Raw genomic sequence first — 18,387 nt, forward strand, 5'->3', positions numbered from 1 at the left:
GTGCGAGGAATTGGGGACGGAATGCCAAAGATCACGCAGAAAATCCCCGTCATCGTCCTCACCGGCTTTCTGGGCTCAGGCAAATCCACGCTCTTGCAGGAGTTGCTGACCCGGGAGAACGGGCAGGACACGGCGGTCATCATCAACGAATTCGGCGAGGTGCCGATTGACCATGATCTGGTCCGGGTGGGCCGGGGTGAGCTGATGCGCACCTCCACCGGCTGCCTGTGCTGCACCGCCGGGGCCGATGTGCGCGCAACCCTTTATGAGCTGTATGAAGCGGTGGAGAGCGGTGATGTCGGCCCGTTCTCCCGCGTCATCATCGAAACCACCGGCCTTGCCGATCCCGCACCGCTGGTCAACCAGCTGGTGGCCGGGGCCATGCCTGCCATGGGGCTGCGTGATCATGTGGTGGCGCGGCACTTCGTGCTCGCAGGTGTCGTCACCACGGTAGACATCATCACCGGCGAAATCACGCTGGAGAACCATTTCGAAGCGGCCAAGCAGGTGGCCTTTGCCGACCGGATCGTGCTGACCAAGACGGATCTGGCGCAGGATCCGGCGAGCAAACACGATATCGCTCTGCTGGCAGAAGGCCTGCGGCAGCTGAACCCTGCGGCTGAACTCATCGACCGGCACGGGGAGGGTGTTGATCCCGGCAGCCTGTTCGTGCCGCGCAACTATCAGCCGGCCAGCCTTGGCGAGGATGTGCTGGGGTGGCTCGCCATGGATCAGGCGGTCAGCGCCGAAGGCGGCCATGCGCATGGCAAGAGCGGCCTTTCCCGCCACGCCGCGCGGGTGAACAGCTTCGTGCTGACCTCCGATACCCCCTTTGCCGAGGCCAATTACAGGCGCTTCATGGATGTGCTGGTCAAGGCAGCCGGGCCGCGCCTCCTGCGCGTCAAGGGGCTGATCGCGCTGGAAGATGCGCCGGACAAGCCGCTGGTCATCCATGCGGTGCAGCATGCGGTGTTTCCGGCCGTGCGGCTGGAGGCCTGGCCGAGCGAAGACCGCCGCGGGCGGCTCGTCTTCATCACGGATGAGCTGGAGGAAAAGCCCGTCCGTGAGTTGTTTGAAGCGGTGCTCGTCGGCCGTCCCTCGGCCATGGAGCGACTGCGCAATGCAATCGGGCTGGGGCCCAAACCAACACGGGACGCCTGACACATGACGGCATTCATCAATCCGCTCAAGCCGCGTTCGCGCGGTATTCCGCAGAAGATCGCCGAGATCAAGGGCTGGGTCCGCACGGCCTTTGCCCTTGAGGAGGGCGTGGCCATTTCCTTGTCTGAGCTGAGCTGCCGCGATGAGGGCTGTCCGGATGTGGAAACGGTCATTGGCCTGTTGCGCGAGGGGCATCCCATCGAAGTGCACCGTCTGCACATGCCGCTGACGGAGGTGAGCGAAGCGGATGTGCTGAAACTGGCGGCAGGTGGCTGAACTTCCGGCGTTTTTCGGGTTGACGTCGCACGAGGGCGAATAAGGCGGTATGTCTTTGGGAAACCAAAGACCTGCGCAGGCTCGATTCGATGAGTACGCAACCCGCCCACGGCCTTCCTGCATCACGGCTGTTCAGATGGACCGGTGAATTCCGGAACCGTGAGCAGGAAGACGCCTATTGCACGGCGTCTCTCCGCGAGACGCTGGGGACGGCCAAACTCTGCGTCGGGGCAACAACGATAGCCAGTCTGGCCTTCGCGCCGATGGATATCATGATGCTTGAGGAGCCGCGCCTGCTGCTCTTTCTTGGCATCCGGGCGGTTCTGGGCGTGCTCTGTGTCGTGGTGCTCTACTTTCTGGTCAAGGCGGAAAACCATCACCGGATCGTTGTGCTGACCTATGCGCATATCCTGCCGTTCTTCTTTCTCAATGCGCTGATTTTCGACCATCCGGCGCTGACCCGCCATGGCGGTCTGCTGCTGCCGCTGATCGCCATGTCCATGGCAATGTATCTGCCTGGGCGCTTCCGGGTTGTGGCACTGACCAGCGCCTATGCGCCGCTGGTCAGCCTGCTGTTCTGGGGCGTGTTGCGGCCGCAGCCTGAAACGCCGCTGGATCTGGCCTCCATCGTCCTGGTGATCACGGTGGCTTACGTGGCGGGCAGCGTGGCCAGAGTGCAGCTGAACAGGATGCGCCGCGAGGAGTTTCTGCATATCGAGCGGGAGCGGCAGATCAATGAGGAGCTGCGCCAGGCCAAGGACGCGGCGGAGGCCGGTGCCCGTGCAAAGGCTGACTTCCTTGCAGTCATGAGCCATGAGATCCGCACGCCTCTCAATGGCGTGCTTGGCATGGTGCGGCTGGCGCAGGCCGAAGAGTTGCCGCCGGTCGCCCGCACGCGGCTGGAAATCCTGCAGCAATCCGCCGAGGCTCTGGCCACCATTCTGGATGACGTGCTGGACCTGTCCAAACTGGAGACGGGAACGGCGGAACATGAAAATGTGCCGCTGGACCTGCATCAGATCCTCAAGGATGTGGTGACGCTGGTCAGTTCCAAGGCGCAGGAGAAGGGGCTTTCCGTCCGTCTGGATTTCCATCCCGATGTGCCGCGCAAGGTGATGGGGGATCCGGCAAGGCTGCGCCAGATCCTGCTCAATCTGGCCGGCAATGCGGTGAAGTTCACGGAGCAGGGCTTTGTCACCATTACGGTGGACCTGCAGGGGCAGCTGTCCGGCGGAACACAGGCGGGCTGCGGGATTCTGCCGCTGCGCTTTTCCGTCCGGGATACGGGCATCGGCATTTCGGAGGAAGAGATGCCTCGCCTGTTCCAGCCCTTCTCGCAGGCCGATGCTTCGATCCGCCGCCGCTATGGCGGCTCGGGGCTGGGCCTTGTCATCTGCCGCCGGCTGGCCGAGGCCCTGGGCGGCAGCATCTCAGTGACCAGTATCAAGGGAGAGGGCAGCTGTTTTCAGCTCAATCTGCCCATGGCACGGGCGCCTGAAGGAGCGCTGGAGGCAGCGGCAGCAGAGCTGGGTGCCGGCACTCATGCCGGGCTGGTGCCGCTGCACAGCCTGGCGATCCTTCTGGTGGAGGACAATCCGGTGAACCAGCTGGTCGCCAGCGGGTTGCTGGAACGCGAGGGGCATGCCTGCACTGTGGCAGACAGCGGCGAGGAGGCACTGAAGCTGGTGCAGGCACGGCCCTTTGATGTGGTGCTGATGGACCTGCAGATGCCGGGCATGGACGGATATGAAACCTGCCGCGCCATCCGGGCGCTGGGCGGGGCCTTCCGCCATCTGCCCATCATCGCGCTGACGGCCAATGCGCTTCCGGAGGACCGCCAGCGGTCGCAGGAGGCGGGCATGGACGGGCACCTGGAAAAGCCAGTGCGGCCGGAGATTCTGAACGATACGCTGCACCGGGCCGCCAGCCGCAGACAGGCGCAGGAGCGCTCCTTGGCGGAGCGGCGGCCCATGCGGCCGCTCAACATCCTGCCGGGTGCCGATATTCTGATTGCAGGTGACGTTCCCCCCGGCCTGCCCGAGGGCCTCACGGGCCTTGGTTACCGCGTGTTTCCGCTCCCGGACATCAAGGCAGCCCAGCATATCCTGGCTGTCCGGCCGTTTCCTGTGATGATCCTCTTCCCATGCCGCATGGGCGATGTGGCGGCGGCGCAGAAGCTTTGTGAAGGCGGCATGCAGCTGGTTATCTGCGCTTGCGGGCCTGCGGCGCTGGATGAACTGCAGCGGCTTGGGGCCGACGCGGTCTTCGATTGCGGCCGTGCGGAAGGCAAGCGCGTGCAGAATCTGGCTGAAGACCTGGGGCAGATGCTGAGCGGCCCTGTGGTGTCCGGGGAGGCGGAACATATGGTCACAGCCCCAGCCCAGCTTCTGGGGCCTGACCGGCTTGCGCAGCTCAAAATCCTGTTCCTTGAGAACTTGAAGGAGCAGCTTCAAGCTTTGCGTAAGGCGGATGGTGATAGCGTGAAACTGCAGCGTGTTGCTCACCGCGTGAAGGGCAGTGCGGCCAACATGGGTTACACTGGCCTTCAGCATGCTGCCGGGCTCTTGTTGACAGAAAGAACCGCGCCAAGTAACGGCGCTATTGAGAAGCTTTCAACTGCACTTAGTGCGGCGATTGCAGAGCTTGAAACGAATACAGGCGCCAAGGCAACTGAAGCGCCCGGGAAGACAGCACGCTGATGACCGCAACAGTCCTTGTCGTTGAAGATGCCCCCGAAAGCCTAGAGATGATTTCCGGCTTCCTCAAGGATAATGGCATGACGGTGATCGCTGCGCGCAGCGGTGCAGATCTGCGGGCCCGGTTGCAGGGTTTGCAGCCGGATATCATCCTGCTCGATGTCAATCTGCCAGACGAGGACGGCATCGAACTGGCGCGGCAGCTGCGCCTCGGCGAGCGGTTCGGTCTCATCTTCGTCACGGGGCGGGATTCCGATGATGATGTTCTGGCCGGGCTCGATGCGGGCGGGGATGACTATGTCACCAAGCCGATCAACCTGCGCACGCTGCTGGCCCGCATCCGCAGCGTGCTGCGCCGCTCGCGCGAGCCGGTGATCACCTTTGACGGGTGGATCCTGGACGTGGTGCGCCGCGAATTGTTCCGCCCCAACGGTCAGCTGGTGGAGCTGACGGCCGGTGAGTTCAATATTCTCGTGGCGCTGGCCTCCCGCCAGATGCAGCCGCTGAGCCGTGATTTTCTGCTGGATGTGATTTCCAACCGCGACCCGCGCGATATCAGCGGCCATACGGTGGATAATCTCATCGCGCGCCTGCGCAAGAAGATGCAGCATGAAGGAAAAGACGCGCCGATCGTCACCATCCGCGGTGTCGGCTATGCGCTGATGCCCTCGCAGCACAAGGTGGACTGAGGGAAGACGGGCCTCCTTGCAGAGTTCCGTGCTGCGTTGAGACCCGCCCGCTCAATCGAGCAGAGGCTTGTGGCTTTCCAGGATGCTGTCGGCCCACATGGCATAGGGGCGGAAGCGGCGGTCGAGAAGGCGGCAGACCTTGGCGCCTTCCGTTGTGGTGGGCTGCAGGATGAGGCTGGACTGGGGGCCGCGTATCTCTTCCAGCCGGGCCAGAAGCTCACCCATCCCGGCAATCAGAGCAACATGCCAGTGGACGGACGGCGACAGCCAGCCGCAGGGCAATGTCCAGCGCCCGGGCGCCGAATGATGTTGCGCCAGAAGCCAGCCCAAAGGCTCTCCGGCGGTATCGAGCAGGACTTGCGAAACTTCCCGGTCCAGCCCCTCCTGCCACAGCTGCGGATCGGCCCAGGCGGGCGGGGCGTGCAGGGCGGTGAGCCGGGCCGTGGCGGCGGAAAGGCCTGCCTCCTCGCGAGCGTCCAGACTGGCCAGAGATTTCAGAACGAGGCCCCGGCGCTGAAGCTGCTGCATCAGCAACCCGTGCTGCGGCAGGGCATCGTGCCTTTCGCCTACGTGAAAGGCCATGCGCAGCCGCGCCTTGGCCGCAGGCTGCCAGCCGGAGGCGGTCAGCAGACCGGCGAAGGCCTCGCCCTGCGGCAGCCGTTCGGACCATTGGGTGGCGAGCTGCGTGCGCCCTTCCGCCTTCATTCTTGCGGCAAAGGCTTCCAGCAGGCGGAGCGCCAGATGCCGGCGGCGCAGAAGCGGCAGCACCATCACGGACAGAAGCTCCTGCTCGCCGGGCACCATGCTGCTGCGCCGGGACAGTAGCAGTCCTGCGGGAATGTCGCCCAGCCACAGGCCGAGATGGCAGTAGCGGTCCTGCTCCGCGCCGGTGATCCCGTCACGCAGCGCCGGCGAAAGGCCCTGCGCCGTCAGCGGCGCGAAGCGGGGCAGGTCGTCCGGCCTGCAAGGTCTGATCTCAATCGGCTCCGTCAGATGCATCGATGGGGGCCTGGCTGGTGTCGGGGACATGCACGTGCTCACAGTGGTGTTGTACGGGCTCCGGAGCATTCAGTCTGCGCTGAATATGTATTCGCTCTCGAAGAGATAATCGGTGGAAGCTGTGTGGCTGCCGAAGTGCTTGTAGAGCATCTGCTCCATGCCGCCGGGCACATCGGCGGGCGGTTGGCAGATGAGGAGGGTGTCGGGCCCGGCCTCTTTCTCCAGCACCTGCACCAGCCGGGCAATGCCGCCCAGAAGCCAGCCCTGCTGGATCCGCTCGGGCACGACCCAGCCCTGCGGAATATACCAGCGCTGGAAGGCGGATTGCTGCACGCACACAAGCCAGCCCTGCACCGCGCCCGTTCCATCAAACAGGATCTGGCTCAGGCCTGCCCCTTCGCTTTGCGCCCAGTATGCGGGATTGGACCATTCCGGGGCGCGTCCCTGCGCAATCAGGTCCTGCCCCTCCTGCACAAGCTGCCGGCGTCCGGCGTCATCCAGAGCGTCGAGGCGGGTGCAGCGCAGCCCCTTGGCCTCCAGCCGCGTGAGGATACGGTCGCGCGAGGGAAAGCCTTTGGGCCAGTCACGAATGCGCCAGGACATGCGGCGGCGCGAGACTTCGGGCTGGCCCCATCCGGAGGAGGCCAGCAGCCGGGCAAATTCGGCTGCGCGCGGCAGGCGGCTGGACCAGCGGGCATAGATGCCGCGCCGCCCGCCCTTGCGCAGGATCTGGCTCAGCCGGGCCAGCAGCATCATGGCGATGCCCCGGCCACGCCACTGTGGTGCCACCATGATGGAGGTGAGCTCCTGCAGGCCGCCTTCGCCAGCACAGGAGAGGATCAGTCCGGCGGGCTCATCGCCGATGAAGGCGGCAAGGCGCAGCACACGCATGTCCTCCACGGGTGCGGCAAGCATCCACTGCAGCGCGCCTGCGGTCAGCGCGGCAAGGGCCGGTGCTTCTTCGGGTCTGGTTTCGCGGATCTGCGGCACATGCGTCTCCAGATCCTGTGCTGTCATGGTGTCCATTCGGGCCTGCCGCCATAGACCGGCCGCCCCGCGGCAGCCCGGTTTGTCTGCCCTCTTACTAGCGCAGGCGCGGCGGTTTGTTTTGGCACTTTTGAGGTCCAATCCGTCTCTGTGCCATCCGCCGCGCCTATAACAGCGATCAGATGATTTCTGCACTCTGGGCGCCTTCCGAGGGCCCTGAAGCCCGGCATGCAGGATGACTGCTTGGCCCGCCGCAACGGCAGGCCCCTGATTGTCTTTCCAACGCAAAGGCGGAGTGAAAATGTCCCACGTTCCCGATCCCATGACGCAGGCCCGTCAGCATATCGAGCGCGCGCTGATCGAGCAGGCGCAGTCCGACGAGGCCTTCCGCAAGCTGTTGCTGCAGGACCCGCGCGCGGCGCTGAAGCAGCTGATCGGCGTCGATCCGATCCCCGGTTTCAAGATCCGTGTGCTGGAAGAAGTGCCGGGCGAAGTGGTTCTGGTGCTGCCGCGCGCCATCGCGCAGGACGAGCTTCCGGATGAAATGCTTGACTATGCAGCCGGCGGCTCCGAGGGCAACCCCTGCCCGGACCCGCGCGGCGGACAGCGCGGCACCATCGTCAAGATCCGTCCTGCGTCCAGCAACTGACGGAAGCTTTCTTCTCCTTCGTTATGGCCGGGCTTGTCCCGGCCATCTGCAAATCATTGATTTGTGTAGATCCTCGGCACAAGGCCGAGGAGGACGATGGAGAGGCTGAAGGGTTGTCAGCAAACTCAGGCGCCGGCCGTCTGGCTGGCGCCCTTTCTATGTCTGGAATCAGACAGTGGCGAGCAGGTAAGCAAAGTTGCCGGTCAGCCAGATGTCCATCGCGTCCCAGGCGCTCTGCCGGACTTCGATGTCGCGGCCGCCGCGTGCGTGCAGCTGAACGAGGCCCAGCGTTTCGGCCTGTTCCATCAGCAGGCGGGCGTGGGTTCTGGAAATGCCGGCATGCTCGGAGATGGATTCATAACCCATCTGGATGCGGCTGCTGCCGGTCTGGGCAGCCTCATGCAGCAGCATCAAAAGTGTAAGGTAGCCGCCGTCCCGCTCTGCCAGCGCCGAAATGGACCGGTGCTGCATCCGCATGCCGAAGTAATCCTGCAGCAGGGGGGCAAAGCTGCGGCGCCAGTTGCGGTGGCCTGCCGTTGCCGGGGCGATGCTGCGCTCCGACCAGGCCGGTGCCATCGGGTCGGCATGCTGGTGCAGGCTGCCATTTGCCTCGCCACTATGGCTGAGACGTGCCAGAAGCTGGCTGGCTCCAGCAGACGTTTCTTCCTGGCCCTGCTCCCGGCACAGGGGAGACAGGTGCATTTCAGTGAAAAGCGCATCGGCGGACCACATGCGGGCTGTCGGCATCAGGATGCTGATCCGCAGATCCTCTTCAGCCTTGCGCCGCTCGATGAAGCCATAGCGCTCGAAAATGGCCACCAGCGCTTCGATCCGGTTGCGGCTTGTCAGGCCCGACGAGGAGAGGCGCGCCTGAAGGCGCCCGAGTGTCAGCCAGCTGTCCCGGTCTTCCGGGTTCTGGGCGGCGCTCAGGCACAGGATGGCCTGAAACACCATGAAGCGGCCTTCCTCCAGCATCAGCCGTGCCAGCAGATAGTCACCGCGGAAGAGGGACACGAGGTTCTGGATAACGGCGTCGCGGACGGGGGGCGTGATGACCTGCTGCCCGGCGTTGAGGATCTCAAGAGCTGCAGCGTTCTGAGGCTCCGTGCCCTCCCACAGGCATCCAGCCGCGGCACGGATCGTGCCCGGAACAAGGTGCTTGAGAGGGGCTGCAGCATTCATCAGGTGATCTCCAGACCGGCTTCCGCTGATCAGCACCTTGCGCTTGGCAAAGGCTTCGACGATCGCACGTACTCTGTCCGATATTGATACCACGTAATTTGATGTGCTGAAGTAGTGGAATATCAATGGCCGTTGATCTATGGCTTATTCGATTTTATTTCATATATATCTATTCTTGTGATCTTTGATATTCTTTTGTATCTAAGTATTTTTTATTTGTTTTTGTTCAATTTTCAGATGATTTTTTGCCGACTTTAATAGTTTTTCCTGCTTGTTTTCGATGTGTGTTGAACGCCGCCGGGATTGCCAGTGCCTGCTCTTTGATGCTGGATGCGGCTGGCGTTTTTTGGGTGCTTTCGGGGTTGCTCCGCCGCCGGGTGTTACGTGTTTGGGGAATGTGGGGCTGGTATGTGGCGTGTCGGGCGGCTTGGAGTGATGCATAAGGGGATTTCGCTCCCGCTTGCCGGGGTGAGGCGCGCAGGGGCTGTGGGGCTTCTGGGTGCTCTGCTGTCCGGCTGCGCGCTGGTGGGCAATCCGCTTGTGCCGTCCGATGATTTTTATCCAGCGATGCCGTCCGCCTATATCCATCAGGACCCGCGCAGTCAGGCGCTGATGCGTGCACCGGTTGCCGCGCCTGCGTTCTGGGCGGCCTTTGGCTCGCCGGAGCTTGCCGCGTTCGTTTCCCGTGCCGAAGAGGGGAGCAAGGATATCGCAGCTGCGATTGCCCGCGTCCGTCAGGCAGAATGGGGTGCGCTGCAGGCCGGAACGGGGCTGCTGCCGTCGGGAGCGCTCAGCGGAACGGCAACGGCCTACCGGTCATCCGCCACGGCGGCGGGGCTGGAAAGTGGACGCCTGCCGCAGCAGCAGCTGCGCCGTGCGGGCCTGTCTGCTTCCTGGGAACTGGACTTCTGGGGCAAGAATGCCGCGCTCTACTCCGCCGCCGCCCGCCGTGAGGAGGCGGGTGTCTTCGCGCTTGCCGCAACACGCTTGGCTGTGACGGCGGAAACGGCGCAGACCTATGTGACGGTGCTCTCCCTGCGTGACCGGCTGGCGATTGCGCGGCAGAACCTCACGCTTGCCCGCAAGGTGATGGACAGCATCCGCGAGCGGGTGGAGGCAGGTTCTGCCACACAGGTGACGCTGGCTCAGCAGGAAACCGTGGTGCGCCAGCAGGAGGCCGCGATCGTCAGCCTCAGAAGGTCGGCGTCGCAGGCGGAATTGTCGCTGGCGCTGCTCGTGGGCACCCGACCGGGGGAGGTCCGCCTTGGCAAGGGCGGGCTGAAGGGCCTGAAGCTGCCGCCTCTGACCGCCGGGCTGCCCTCGGATGTGCTGAGCCGCCGGCCGGACGTGCGTCAGGCCGAAGCGCAGATTCTGGCTGCCTCGCAGGATGTGGGTGCTGCCCGGGCGGCGATGCTGCCCAGCCTCAGTTTCTCGCTGCAGCGCGGCTTCGAGAGCTTGACCACGAGCACGCTGATCTCTCCCGCTTCCGGCGTTGCCAACTTCACCAGCCAACTGACCCAGCCACTTTTCGATGCGCCCCGGCTGGCGGCGCAGATGAAGGGGGCCGAGGCCCGGCGGGAGGAGTTGATTGCCACCTACGAACAGGCGGTTCTCTCCTCCCTGTCCGATGTGGAGAAGGCGCTGGTGGCGCTGAACACGAGCGGGGAGGAGCTGGCAATTGCCGGAAAGGCCGTGGATGCGGCGCGCCGGGCCTATGAGCTGACACAGGAGCAGCTGGAGGCGGGGCAAGTGGACATGACGACGGTGCTGAACACCCAGCGGGAATATTTCTCCGCCTCTGACAGTCTGGAACAGCTGCGCCTTGCGCGCTTCCAGGCCGCAATCGCGCTTTACCGGGCGCTGGGCGGGGGATGGTCGCCGGAAGATGCAAGGCTGCTGATGCAGCCGAAGGAAACGCCGTCCGCAAGCGGAACGAAGACCGTAGCCGCCGCAAGTGCGGCTGCGGCGCAGTAAGAGAAGGCAGGGGCCATGTCATCGCAACCGAGCCCGGCGCCGCAGGAAGGCGCGCCCAATCCGGCAAACCGTCTGTTCCGGCAGGCCGCGCTCGACCGGCTTTCTTCTCCCGAGCAGCTGGACCAGCTGATCTCGCTGACGCGCCCGCGTGATCTTCTGGCCATGCTGACGCTGTTTGCCCTCATTGCGCTGGCGATTGGCTGGTCCATTCTGGGGCGTGTGCCCGAACGGGTGAAAGGCTCCGGCATTCTGATCGCCACGGGCGGACGTGTTGTCGATGCGGTGGCAACGGGCGATGGCACGCTGACGGATATTCTGGTGGAGGTCGGCGGCGGCGTGCAGCAGGGGCAGGTGGTGGCGCGGGTGATCCAGCCCGCCCTGCGCCAGCAGCTCGACAACATCAACGCGGTGATTGCGGAGCGCAAGGCGCTTCTGGAGGAACTGAAGGGGCAGGTGGCGGAGCGCACCCGTGCCGCCGATCAGACGCAGGCCGCCCGCGTCAACGCCCTGACCATGCGTGTCAGCGATGCGCAGGAGCGGGTGCGGGTGCTGGACGAGCAGGAAAAGCGCGATACGGCGCTGTTCGACCGGCGGCTCATCACCTGGCAGCAATTGCTGGAAACCCGCAGGGCGCTGGCCGAGGCGCGGCAGAGCGAGCTCGAAGCGCGCAGCCAGATCTCGCAGGTGGAAAGCGACGCCATCGTGCAGCGCAATTCCAACGACCGGGACATCCGCTCCTCCGAGGAGCGGCTGGCAGATGCAGAACGGCAGAAGGCCGAGCTGGAAATCCAGCTGCGCCAGCAGGAAACCATCACCAGCCCGGCAAGTGGCCGCGTGGTGGAATGGAAGGCCGTGCCCGGCACCCGCATCGCGCCGGGGCAGGCGCTGCTGAGCATCGAGAGCGGGGCGGCCGGGCTGGAGCTTCTGCTGTACCTTCCGCCCAATGATGGCAAGCGCGTGGTCTCCGGCATGCCGGTGCAGATTGCACCCTCCACGGTGCGGCGCGAGGAATATGGCATGATGGAAGGCACGGTGGCAGCGGTCTCCGACTTCCCCACCACGGCACAGGCGATGCAGGCCATCCTGCGCAATGACCAGCTGGTGCAGAGTTTCTCGTCCAAGGGCGCGCCCTTTGCCGCGCGGGTGCTGCTGACACCGGACGCCAATACGCCGAGCGGATTCGCCTGGAGCGGCGGTTCCGGGCCTGAGCAGCAGTTCAGCAGCGGCTCGATGGCGGAAGCGGAAGTGACTGTCGCCTGGCGGCGCCCGATCAGCTACGTCATTCCCTGGCTGCGCAAGGTCTCGGGGCTGGCAGGGTGAGCGGCCGCATGAGCACGGATACGCCCCCCAAACCCGCAAAGCGCCGCCGCAAGGCCACGCCGTCCATCCTGCAGATGGAGGCGGTGGAATGCGGTGCGGCCAGCCTTGCCATGATCCTGGCTCACCATGGTGCCTGGATTCCGCTGGAGCAGCTGCGCGTTGCCTGCGGCGTTTCGCGCGATGGCTCCAAGGCCAGCAGCCTGCTGAAAGCTGCCCGGCAATATGGCTTCACCGCCAAGGGCTTCCGCAAGGAGCCGGAGGCGCTGACCGATCTGCCCTGGCCCGCCATCCTGCACTGGAACTTCAACCACTACGTGGTTTTCGAGGGCATGACGGAGACCCATGCCTATATCAACGATCCGGCGCTGGGGCCGCGTGTCATCACCCGTGAGGAGCTGAGCGAAGCCTTCACCGGTGTGGTCCTGACCTTCGAGAAGACGGATGCCTTCCGCAAGACGCGCAAGCCCGAGGGGCTGCTGTCCGCCTTCCGCGCGCGTGTCTCGTCGTCCCATGGGGCGCTGTGGCTGATCGGACTTCTGAGCCTTGCGCTCGTCATCCCCGGTGTGGTGCTGCCGGTCTTCGCCAAGATCTTCGTCGATGGCATCCTGATGCAACAGCAGGAGCATCTGACGCGCCCGCTGCTGATTGCGCTGGGTCTGACGGCCCTGATCAAGACTGGCCTCACATGGCTCAGATCCTCGCTGATCCTGAGATTGCGCACCAAGCTGACGATTTCCGGCGCGGGCGCCTTCGTCTGGCGGGTGCTGCATCTGCCCATGTCCTTCTTCTCCCAGCGCAGTGCCGGTGAGATTGCGTCCCGCGTCGAGGCGAGCGAGCGGGTGGCGGAGGTCATCTCCGCCGACATGGCCAATGCGGTGCTGAACTGGGGCACGCTCGTCTTCTTTGCCGTGGTATTGGTCAGCTACGATCCGGTGCTGGGTGCGCTGACCATTGCGCTCAGCCTTCCGAATCTCGTGGTGCTGCGCGTGGTGCAGGAGCGGTTGAAGCAATCCTCCATCCGCCTTGCCGTGGAGCATGGTAAACTTGGCGGCACTACGGTTGGCCTGATCTACAACATTGAGACCATCAAGGCCTCGGGCCTTGAAACCTCCTCCTTCGGGCGCTGGGCCGGCATTCATGCAAGGCTGCTCAATGCGGTGCAGGAATCGGGCTCGCGGGCGCTGATCACCTCGCTGGCCCCGGCGCTGCTCACCGGCCTGGTGGATGTGGCCATTCTGGGGGCTGGCGCCTTCCGCGTGATGCAGGGCGCGATGACGCTGGGCGATCTCGTGGCCTTCCAGCTTCTGGCCGCCAGCTTCTCCGCGCCGCTCGTCAGCCTCGTGGCCCTGTCGCCGAAGCTTGCCAACATCCGGGCCGATCTCAACCGTGTCGATGATGCCATGCGCAACCAGCCCGATCCGCTGACGCAGAGCCCGGCCGGTGGCGCCTCCCGGCTGATGAGCGGCGCGCTGGAAGTGGATGCCATCCGCTATGGCTACAATCCGCTGGATGAGCCGCTGTTCGAGCGCATTTCTCTGTCCGCCCGTCCGGGGGAGCGCATCGCCCTTGTCGGCCGCTCGGGCTGCGGCAAGTCCACGCTGGGGCGGCTGATCTGCGGGCTTGTGGCGCCCTGGGAAGGGGAAATCCGCCTTGATGGCGTGCCGCTTTCCCAAATGGACCAGTTTCAGCGTGCAGCCAACATTGCCTATGTGGATCAGGACATCTTCCTCTTTGAAGGCACCGTGCGCGAAAACCTGACGCTCTGGAACCCGGATGTGCCGGATGATGCCATCACCCGGGCGCTGGAAGACGCGGCGGTCCTCGATGACATCGTGTCGCGCCCCGGTGAACTCGATGCCCATGTCGAAGAGGGCGGGCGCAACTTCTCCGGCGGCCAGCGCCAGCGGCTGGAACTGGCCCGTGCCCTTGTCGGCGACCCGGCCATTCTGGTGCTGGATGAAGCCACCGCTGCCCTCGATCCGCAGACGGAAAAGGCCATCGATGACAACCTGCGCCGCCGCGGCTGCACCTGCATCATCATCGCCCACCGGCTCAGCACCGTGCGCGATTGCTCGGAGATCATCGTGATGGAGCGGGGCGAAATCGTCGAGCGCGGCACCCATGACAGCCTGATGGCCGCCAATGGTGCCTATGCGGATCTCATCCAGACGGGGGCGCAGTGAGGCGGACATGACGCAAGGCTCCCATCCCGCTCTGACCTCTGGCGCTTACCTGCCCTCCGGCAGTGCCCATCCGCATGTGCTTGATGACCCGGCACAGTGGATCCTCATCGAGCGCGGCTATCTCGACGTGTTCGCCGTCTTCGGCGCGCCGCTGGAAGGCCGCCGCCTGTTCCTGTTCCGGCTGGAAGAAGGGGCGCTTGCGCGTGGCATCGCCGCTGCTGCGCTGAGCGATGGCCGCAGCCTGGCCCTTGTTGGCGTTGGCGGTGCGGACAGTGCCTTGCGCCTCTGTGCCCCCGGCGAGCCGGTGGCCGCAGAAGCGGTGCAGCGCTGGCAGGAGGTTCTGGCCCAGACTGCGGACCTGCCGCCGGTGCCTGATGACGCCGCAGACGGCGTTGAACGCTGCGACGCCGTGCTGCTGCTGGCGCTGGCCAACAGCCTTGCCGAACGCGAAGCCTTGCGCAGCCAGCACGACTGGCGCAGCGAAAGGCGCAAGCTGGGCGAAGCGCGCAAGACGCAGGCTCTTTCCGAACTCGCCTCTGCTGCTGCCGGGCACGCAATCGAGGCGGCCGTTACTCCGGCCGCCGCCGAAGATCCTGATCCGCTGCGCTCCAGCCTGTTGCGCATCTTTGGCGCCTTGAAGGTTGCGCCGAAGCTGGAGGCCTTCGAGACGCCGGGCGGGCTTGAGGAGGGGCGCAGCCGCCTCGACATCATCGTCTCGCGCCACCAGATGACCCGGCGCACGGTGCTGCTGCGGCCCGGCTGGACGCTGCTGCCCGGCCTGCCGCTGATCGGCTTCATGGGGGAAGAGCGCCGCCCCGTGGCGCTGCTGTTCCGCAAGGGGCGCTGGCATGTGCATGACGGCCCGCGTGTGACGCCGATTGCCAGCGACGGCGCGGAAGGCAGCGGCACCACCGGCCTTGCGGCCGATGCCGTGCAGATCTATCCGGCGCTGCCCGCCAGATCCCTGCGCTTCCGTGACCTCTTTGCCTTCGGCTTCGCCAGCCTTGCGGTGGACCGGGTGCGGCTGGTGCTGCTGATGCTGGCCGCCGCCATTCTGGCAACGCTGGTGCCCTATGGCTCGCGCTTCCTTGTCAGCGACGCGATCCCCTATGCCAATCTCAACCTCACCTGGGTGATCATCGGCGGTTTGCTGGCCGCAGCGCTGGCCCGGGCGGTGTTTGATGCGGGCAAGGGCCTGACCATGCTGCGCTCCGAACTGGGCTTTGAAAGCCGGCTGCAACCGGCGATGCTGCTGCGTCTGCTGCGGCTGCCGCCCGCCTTCTTCCGCCGCTATGCGGTGGGCGACATTTCCGACCGTGTGCTCGGCATTCAGGCCGCACGCGAGGTGATCACCTCCAGCTTTACGAGCGCGGCGGCGAGCAGCGTGTTCTCCATCATCAGCCTCGTGCCGATCCTCACGGTGGACAAAAGGCTGGCGCTGATCGTGCTTCTTCTGGCGGTGTTCATCGGGCTTATCAACGTGGCGATCAGCTACCGCGCGCTCATTCACGAGCGCCAGCGCATGGCGCTGAAGGGGCGGATCGAGAGCCTCGTGGTGCAGATGCTGATGGGCATCACCAAGCTCAAGGCCTCCGCCAGCGAGGCGATGGGCTTTGGCCGCTGGTCGGGCCTTTTCGCGCAGAACATGCGCCACTCGGTGAGGGCCGGGCGCTGGACCAATCTGCAGGGCGCAGCCGATGCCCTCCTGCCGCAACTCGCCACCATCGTGCTCTATGCCATGATCCTCTATTTCCTGAAGGCGGACATGGAGAAGGCAGCGAGCGGCGGCGATGCTGGCAAAGGCTTCTCGCTGGCCGATTTCATCACCGTCTCGACGGCCTTTGCCCAGGTGCTTGGCGGCATTTCGGCGCTGGCCGGGGCGCTGATCCAGTCGCTTTCTGCGGTGCCGCTGATCGAGCGTGCCGGGCCGATCATCGAGGCCGTGCCGGATGCTCCGCCGCCGGAAAGCCGCCCGGTGAAACTGTCTGGCGCCATCGACATCCGCAATGTCTCCTTCCGTTATTCGGAGAAAGCCCCGCTGGCGCTCAACGAGCTGAGCGTGCGCATCGGCAAGGGCGAGTTCGTTGCCATCGTCGGGGCATCGGGCTCCGGCAAGTCTACGCTCCTGCGGCTGCTGCTCGGCTTCGACCGGCCGGAGCTGGGCGACATCTTCTTTGATGGCCATTCCCTCAGCCGGCTGGATCTGGCGCAGGTGCGCCGCCAGATCGGCGTGGTGCTGCAGCATGGCCGCATCATGGCCGGCAGCATCCATGACAACATCTCCGGAGAGAGCGGCCTCGGCATGGATGCCTCGCTGGAGGCGGCGAAGATGGTCGGCCTCGACAAGGACATCGAGCAGATGCCCATGGGCCTGCACACGGTGATGCTGGACGGCGGCGGCACGCTGTCGGGCGGCCAGCGGCAGCGCATTCTTCTGGCGCGGGCGCTGATCAGCAAGCCGGCGGTGCTGTTCCTCGATGAGGCGACAAGCGCCCTCGACAACCGCACGCAGGCCATCGTCACCGAAACCCTGCAGCGGCTGCCGGTGACAAGGCTCGTCATCGCCCACCGGCTCAGCACCATCGAAAGCGCCGGCCGCATCATCATGCTGGACAAGGGCCGGGTGGTGGAGACCGGAAGCTACGCCGAACTCATGGCACTCAATGGACATTTTGCGGCGCATGCCCGCCGCCAGCTGGTTTGAACTGAGGACGGATTTTCATGCGCAAGGTTCTTTACATACTGGGTCAGCTGGATGACGCGGACATCGCCTGGATGGCCCAGACCGGCGAGCGCCGGACCGTGGCTGCGGGCGCCGTGCTCATTCAGGAAGGCCGCGCCACGGCCGATCTCTTCATCGTGCTGGACGGGCAGGTGGATGTGCAGGTGACCGGTGTCGGCACCGTCGCCAGCCTGTCGAGCGGCGAAATCCTCGGCGAAATGTCATTCGTCGACAAGGCGCCGCCCTCGGCCACCGTCGTGGCCGCCCGCGACACCCGTGTTCTGGCACTTGAGAAGCGCAGCATCGAGCAGCGGCTGGAGGAGAATGCAGCCTTTGCCGCCCGCTTCTACAAGGCGCTGGCCGTGTTTCTGGCCGACCGCCTGCGCACCACGACCCTGCGCGGCAAGGGCGGCGGCGGCCAGGCCGAGGACGAGCTGGACGACATGGTGCTGGACGGGGTTTCCATGGCCGGGCTCCGTTTCCAGCACCTTCTGGAAATCCTGAACGGCGGCAACGGCTGACATCAAGCCCTTGGCACCCTCAGAAAAAAAAGGCCGTGCAGAGGTGGGTCTGCACGGCCTTTTTGGTGATTGGAATGGTGTTGGAGGGAGGCAGGCTTTCCGTTTGACTGCGTGCGGGACAGCAGTCTTGCAAAGTTTGAACTGTAAGCCTCTCTAACAGGTCCCGGCACGGAGGCCGGGACGGCGCGGAGAATGTGACTGGTTTGGAAACCAACGGACGCAGTTATAAAGCTCTGCCAGAACATCCCCCCACGCTGTCCCGGCCTCCGTGCCGGGACCTGTCAGGGACTAGCTGCCTTCCCGTTTTCCAGGTCTCACCCTTTCCAATATCCTGCTCTTTGGAGACCTGATGCAGGTTGTTTGGTTTGGCCTATCAAAATCAGGTGAGCCCAATTTGGATAACGTCGGCCTGCTCACCTGCCGCGCCGCCCGTTTTTGCCATCAGTCAGGCCTATGTCTTGCTGCAGGTGCTCCGGCAAGGCATCCTTGCGGGGAACCCAGACCCTGTGCTGGTCTTCCAGTCGTGCGGATGTGGCGGCTTCCTGTGTGGAAGAGGCGGACAGAAGCTTGAGAACAAGACGGAAAATCAGGTTTCCTGCGCTGCCGTGGAGCGTCATTTCGGTTCATGTCCCGGTTGAAGTTGCCCGCACCATACGTTTGATGCATTGTTCCGATCCAATCAAAGCTTGATCCACCCCCATTGAACGGGTCCACCTTGAAGTATGGTTTTGACCCTGAAGGAGGACCACAATGGCAAACAAGCGACACAAGCCCGACGAGATCGTCACGAAGCTTCGGCAGGTTGAGGTTTTGCGCGGCCAAGGCATGGCGATGGCGGATGCCGTTCGCCAGATCGGCGTTTCCGAGCTGACGTTCTACCGGTGGCGTAAGCAATATGGCGGCATGAGCCGTGACCAGCTTCGGCAGTTGAAGGATCTCCAGAAGGAGAACGAACGGCTTCGCAAGGCGGTGGCGGATCTGACGCTGGACAAGCTGATCCTGACGGAGGCTGCGCGGGGAAACTTCTG

Annotated in this window: 14 protein-coding genes; 11 read left to right on the top strand and 3 right to left on the bottom strand. The window is 64.6% G+C overall.

Annotation, left to right across the window (positions count from 1 at the left end):
* Positions 1-21: 21 nt before the first annotated feature.
* The 4 genes from ASC48_RS18095 to ASC48_RS18110 all read left to right on the top strand — a co-directional run bounded on the left by ASC48_RS18095 (position 22) and on the right by ASC48_RS18110 (position 4,822).
* Positions 22-1,161 (top strand): CobW family GTP-binding protein, encoded by a 1,140-nt coding sequence (locus ASC48_RS18095; protein ID WP_055457080.1) that lies wholly within the window; start codon positions 22-24, stop codon positions 1,159-1,161.
* A gap of 3 nt (positions 1,162-1,164) precedes the next feature.
* Positions 1,165-1,437, top strand: coding sequence for a hypothetical protein (locus ASC48_RS18100; protein WP_050475242.1), 273 nt, complete (start codon positions 1,165-1,167; stop codon positions 1,435-1,437).
* 89 nt (positions 1,438-1,526) lie between these two features.
* Positions 1,527-4,136, top strand: a complete 2,610-nt coding sequence (locus ASC48_RS18105) for an ATP-binding protein (protein WP_082440185.1) — start codon at positions 1,527-1,529, stop codon at positions 4,134-4,136.
* Complete coding sequence (locus ASC48_RS18110) at positions 4,136-4,822, top strand: response regulator transcription factor (RefSeq protein ID WP_055457082.1); 687 nt, start codon at positions 4,136-4,138, stop codon at positions 4,820-4,822. The genes ASC48_RS18105 and ASC48_RS18110 overlap by 1 nt, the downstream gene beginning before the upstream one ends.
* 51 nt (positions 4,823-4,873) lie before the next feature.
* On the opposite strand, the gene ASC48_RS18115 is transcribed toward ASC48_RS18110, so the two are convergent.
* Both ASC48_RS18115 and ASC48_RS18120 read right to left on the bottom strand, forming a co-directional pair.
* Entirely contained in the window at positions 4,874-5,851 is a 978-nt protein-coding gene (locus tag ASC48_RS18115; RefSeq protein ID WP_141659013.1) for a hypothetical protein, read from the bottom strand.
* Positions 5,852-5,890: 39 nt separating this feature from the next.
* Positions 5,891-6,847, bottom strand: a complete 957-nt coding sequence (locus ASC48_RS18120; RefSeq protein WP_055457084.1) for a GNAT family N-acetyltransferase — start codon at positions 6,845-6,847, stop codon at positions 5,891-5,893.
* Positions 6,848-7,109: 262 nt separating this feature from the next.
* On the opposite strand from ASC48_RS18120, the gene ASC48_RS18125 reads away from it, so the two are divergent.
* A complete protein-coding gene (locus tag ASC48_RS18125; RefSeq protein ID WP_055457085.1) occupies positions 7,110-7,457 on the top strand; it encodes an NHLP leader peptide family RiPP precursor in 348 nt (115 codons plus the stop codon).
* A gap of 168 nt (positions 7,458-7,625) precedes the next feature.
* Here the strand turns inward: ASC48_RS18125 and ASC48_RS18130 are convergent, their stop codons facing one another.
* Positions 7,626-8,639 carry a hypothetical protein gene (locus tag ASC48_RS18130; protein ID WP_055457086.1) on the bottom strand — a complete coding sequence of 338 codons (1,014 nt, stop codon included), beginning with the start codon at positions 8,637-8,639 and terminating at the stop codon, positions 7,626-7,628.
* A gap of 435 nt (positions 8,640-9,074) precedes the next feature.
* Here ASC48_RS18130 and ASC48_RS18135 point away from each other — a divergent pair, with 435 nt between their 5' ends.
* The 6 genes from ASC48_RS18135 to ASC48_RS18165 form a co-directional block, all read left to right on the top strand.
* Positions 9,075-10,613: an efflux transporter outer membrane subunit gene (locus ASC48_RS18135; protein ID WP_167345156.1), complete on the top strand. Its 1,539-nt coding sequence runs from the start codon at positions 9,075-9,077 to the stop codon at positions 10,611-10,613.
* A gap of 15 nt (positions 10,614-10,628) precedes the next feature.
* Positions 10,629-11,933: an NHLP bacteriocin system secretion protein gene (locus tag ASC48_RS18140; RefSeq protein WP_055457088.1), complete on the top strand. Its 1,305-nt coding sequence runs from the start codon at positions 10,629-10,631 to the stop codon at positions 11,931-11,933.
* Between the two features lie 8 nt (positions 11,934-11,941).
* Positions 11,942-14,116, top strand: a complete 2,175-nt coding sequence (locus ASC48_RS18145) for an NHLP family bacteriocin export ABC transporter peptidase/permease/ATPase subunit (protein ID WP_055457089.1) — start codon at positions 11,942-11,944, stop codon at positions 14,114-14,116.
* Between the two features lie 7 nt (positions 14,117-14,123).
* Complete coding sequence (locus ASC48_RS18150) at positions 14,124-16,820, top strand: ATP-binding cassette domain-containing protein (protein WP_055457090.1); 2,697 nt, start codon at positions 14,124-14,126, stop codon at positions 16,818-16,820.
* Between the two features lie 17 nt (positions 16,821-16,837).
* Entirely contained in the window at positions 16,838-17,359 is a 522-nt protein-coding gene (locus tag ASC48_RS18155; protein WP_055457091.1) for a cyclic nucleotide-binding domain-containing protein, read from the top strand.
* A 750-nt stretch (positions 17,360-18,109) separates the two neighbouring features.
* Positions 18,110-18,387, top strand: a 278-nt coding sequence (locus ASC48_RS18165) for an IS3 family transposase (protein ID WP_017998925.1), incomplete at its 3' end; no start/stop codon positions are given.

The organism is Pannonibacter indicus (genome assembly GCF_001418225.1).
GTDB lineage: Bacteria > Pseudomonadota > Alphaproteobacteria > Rhizobiales > Stappiaceae > Pannonibacter > Pannonibacter indicus.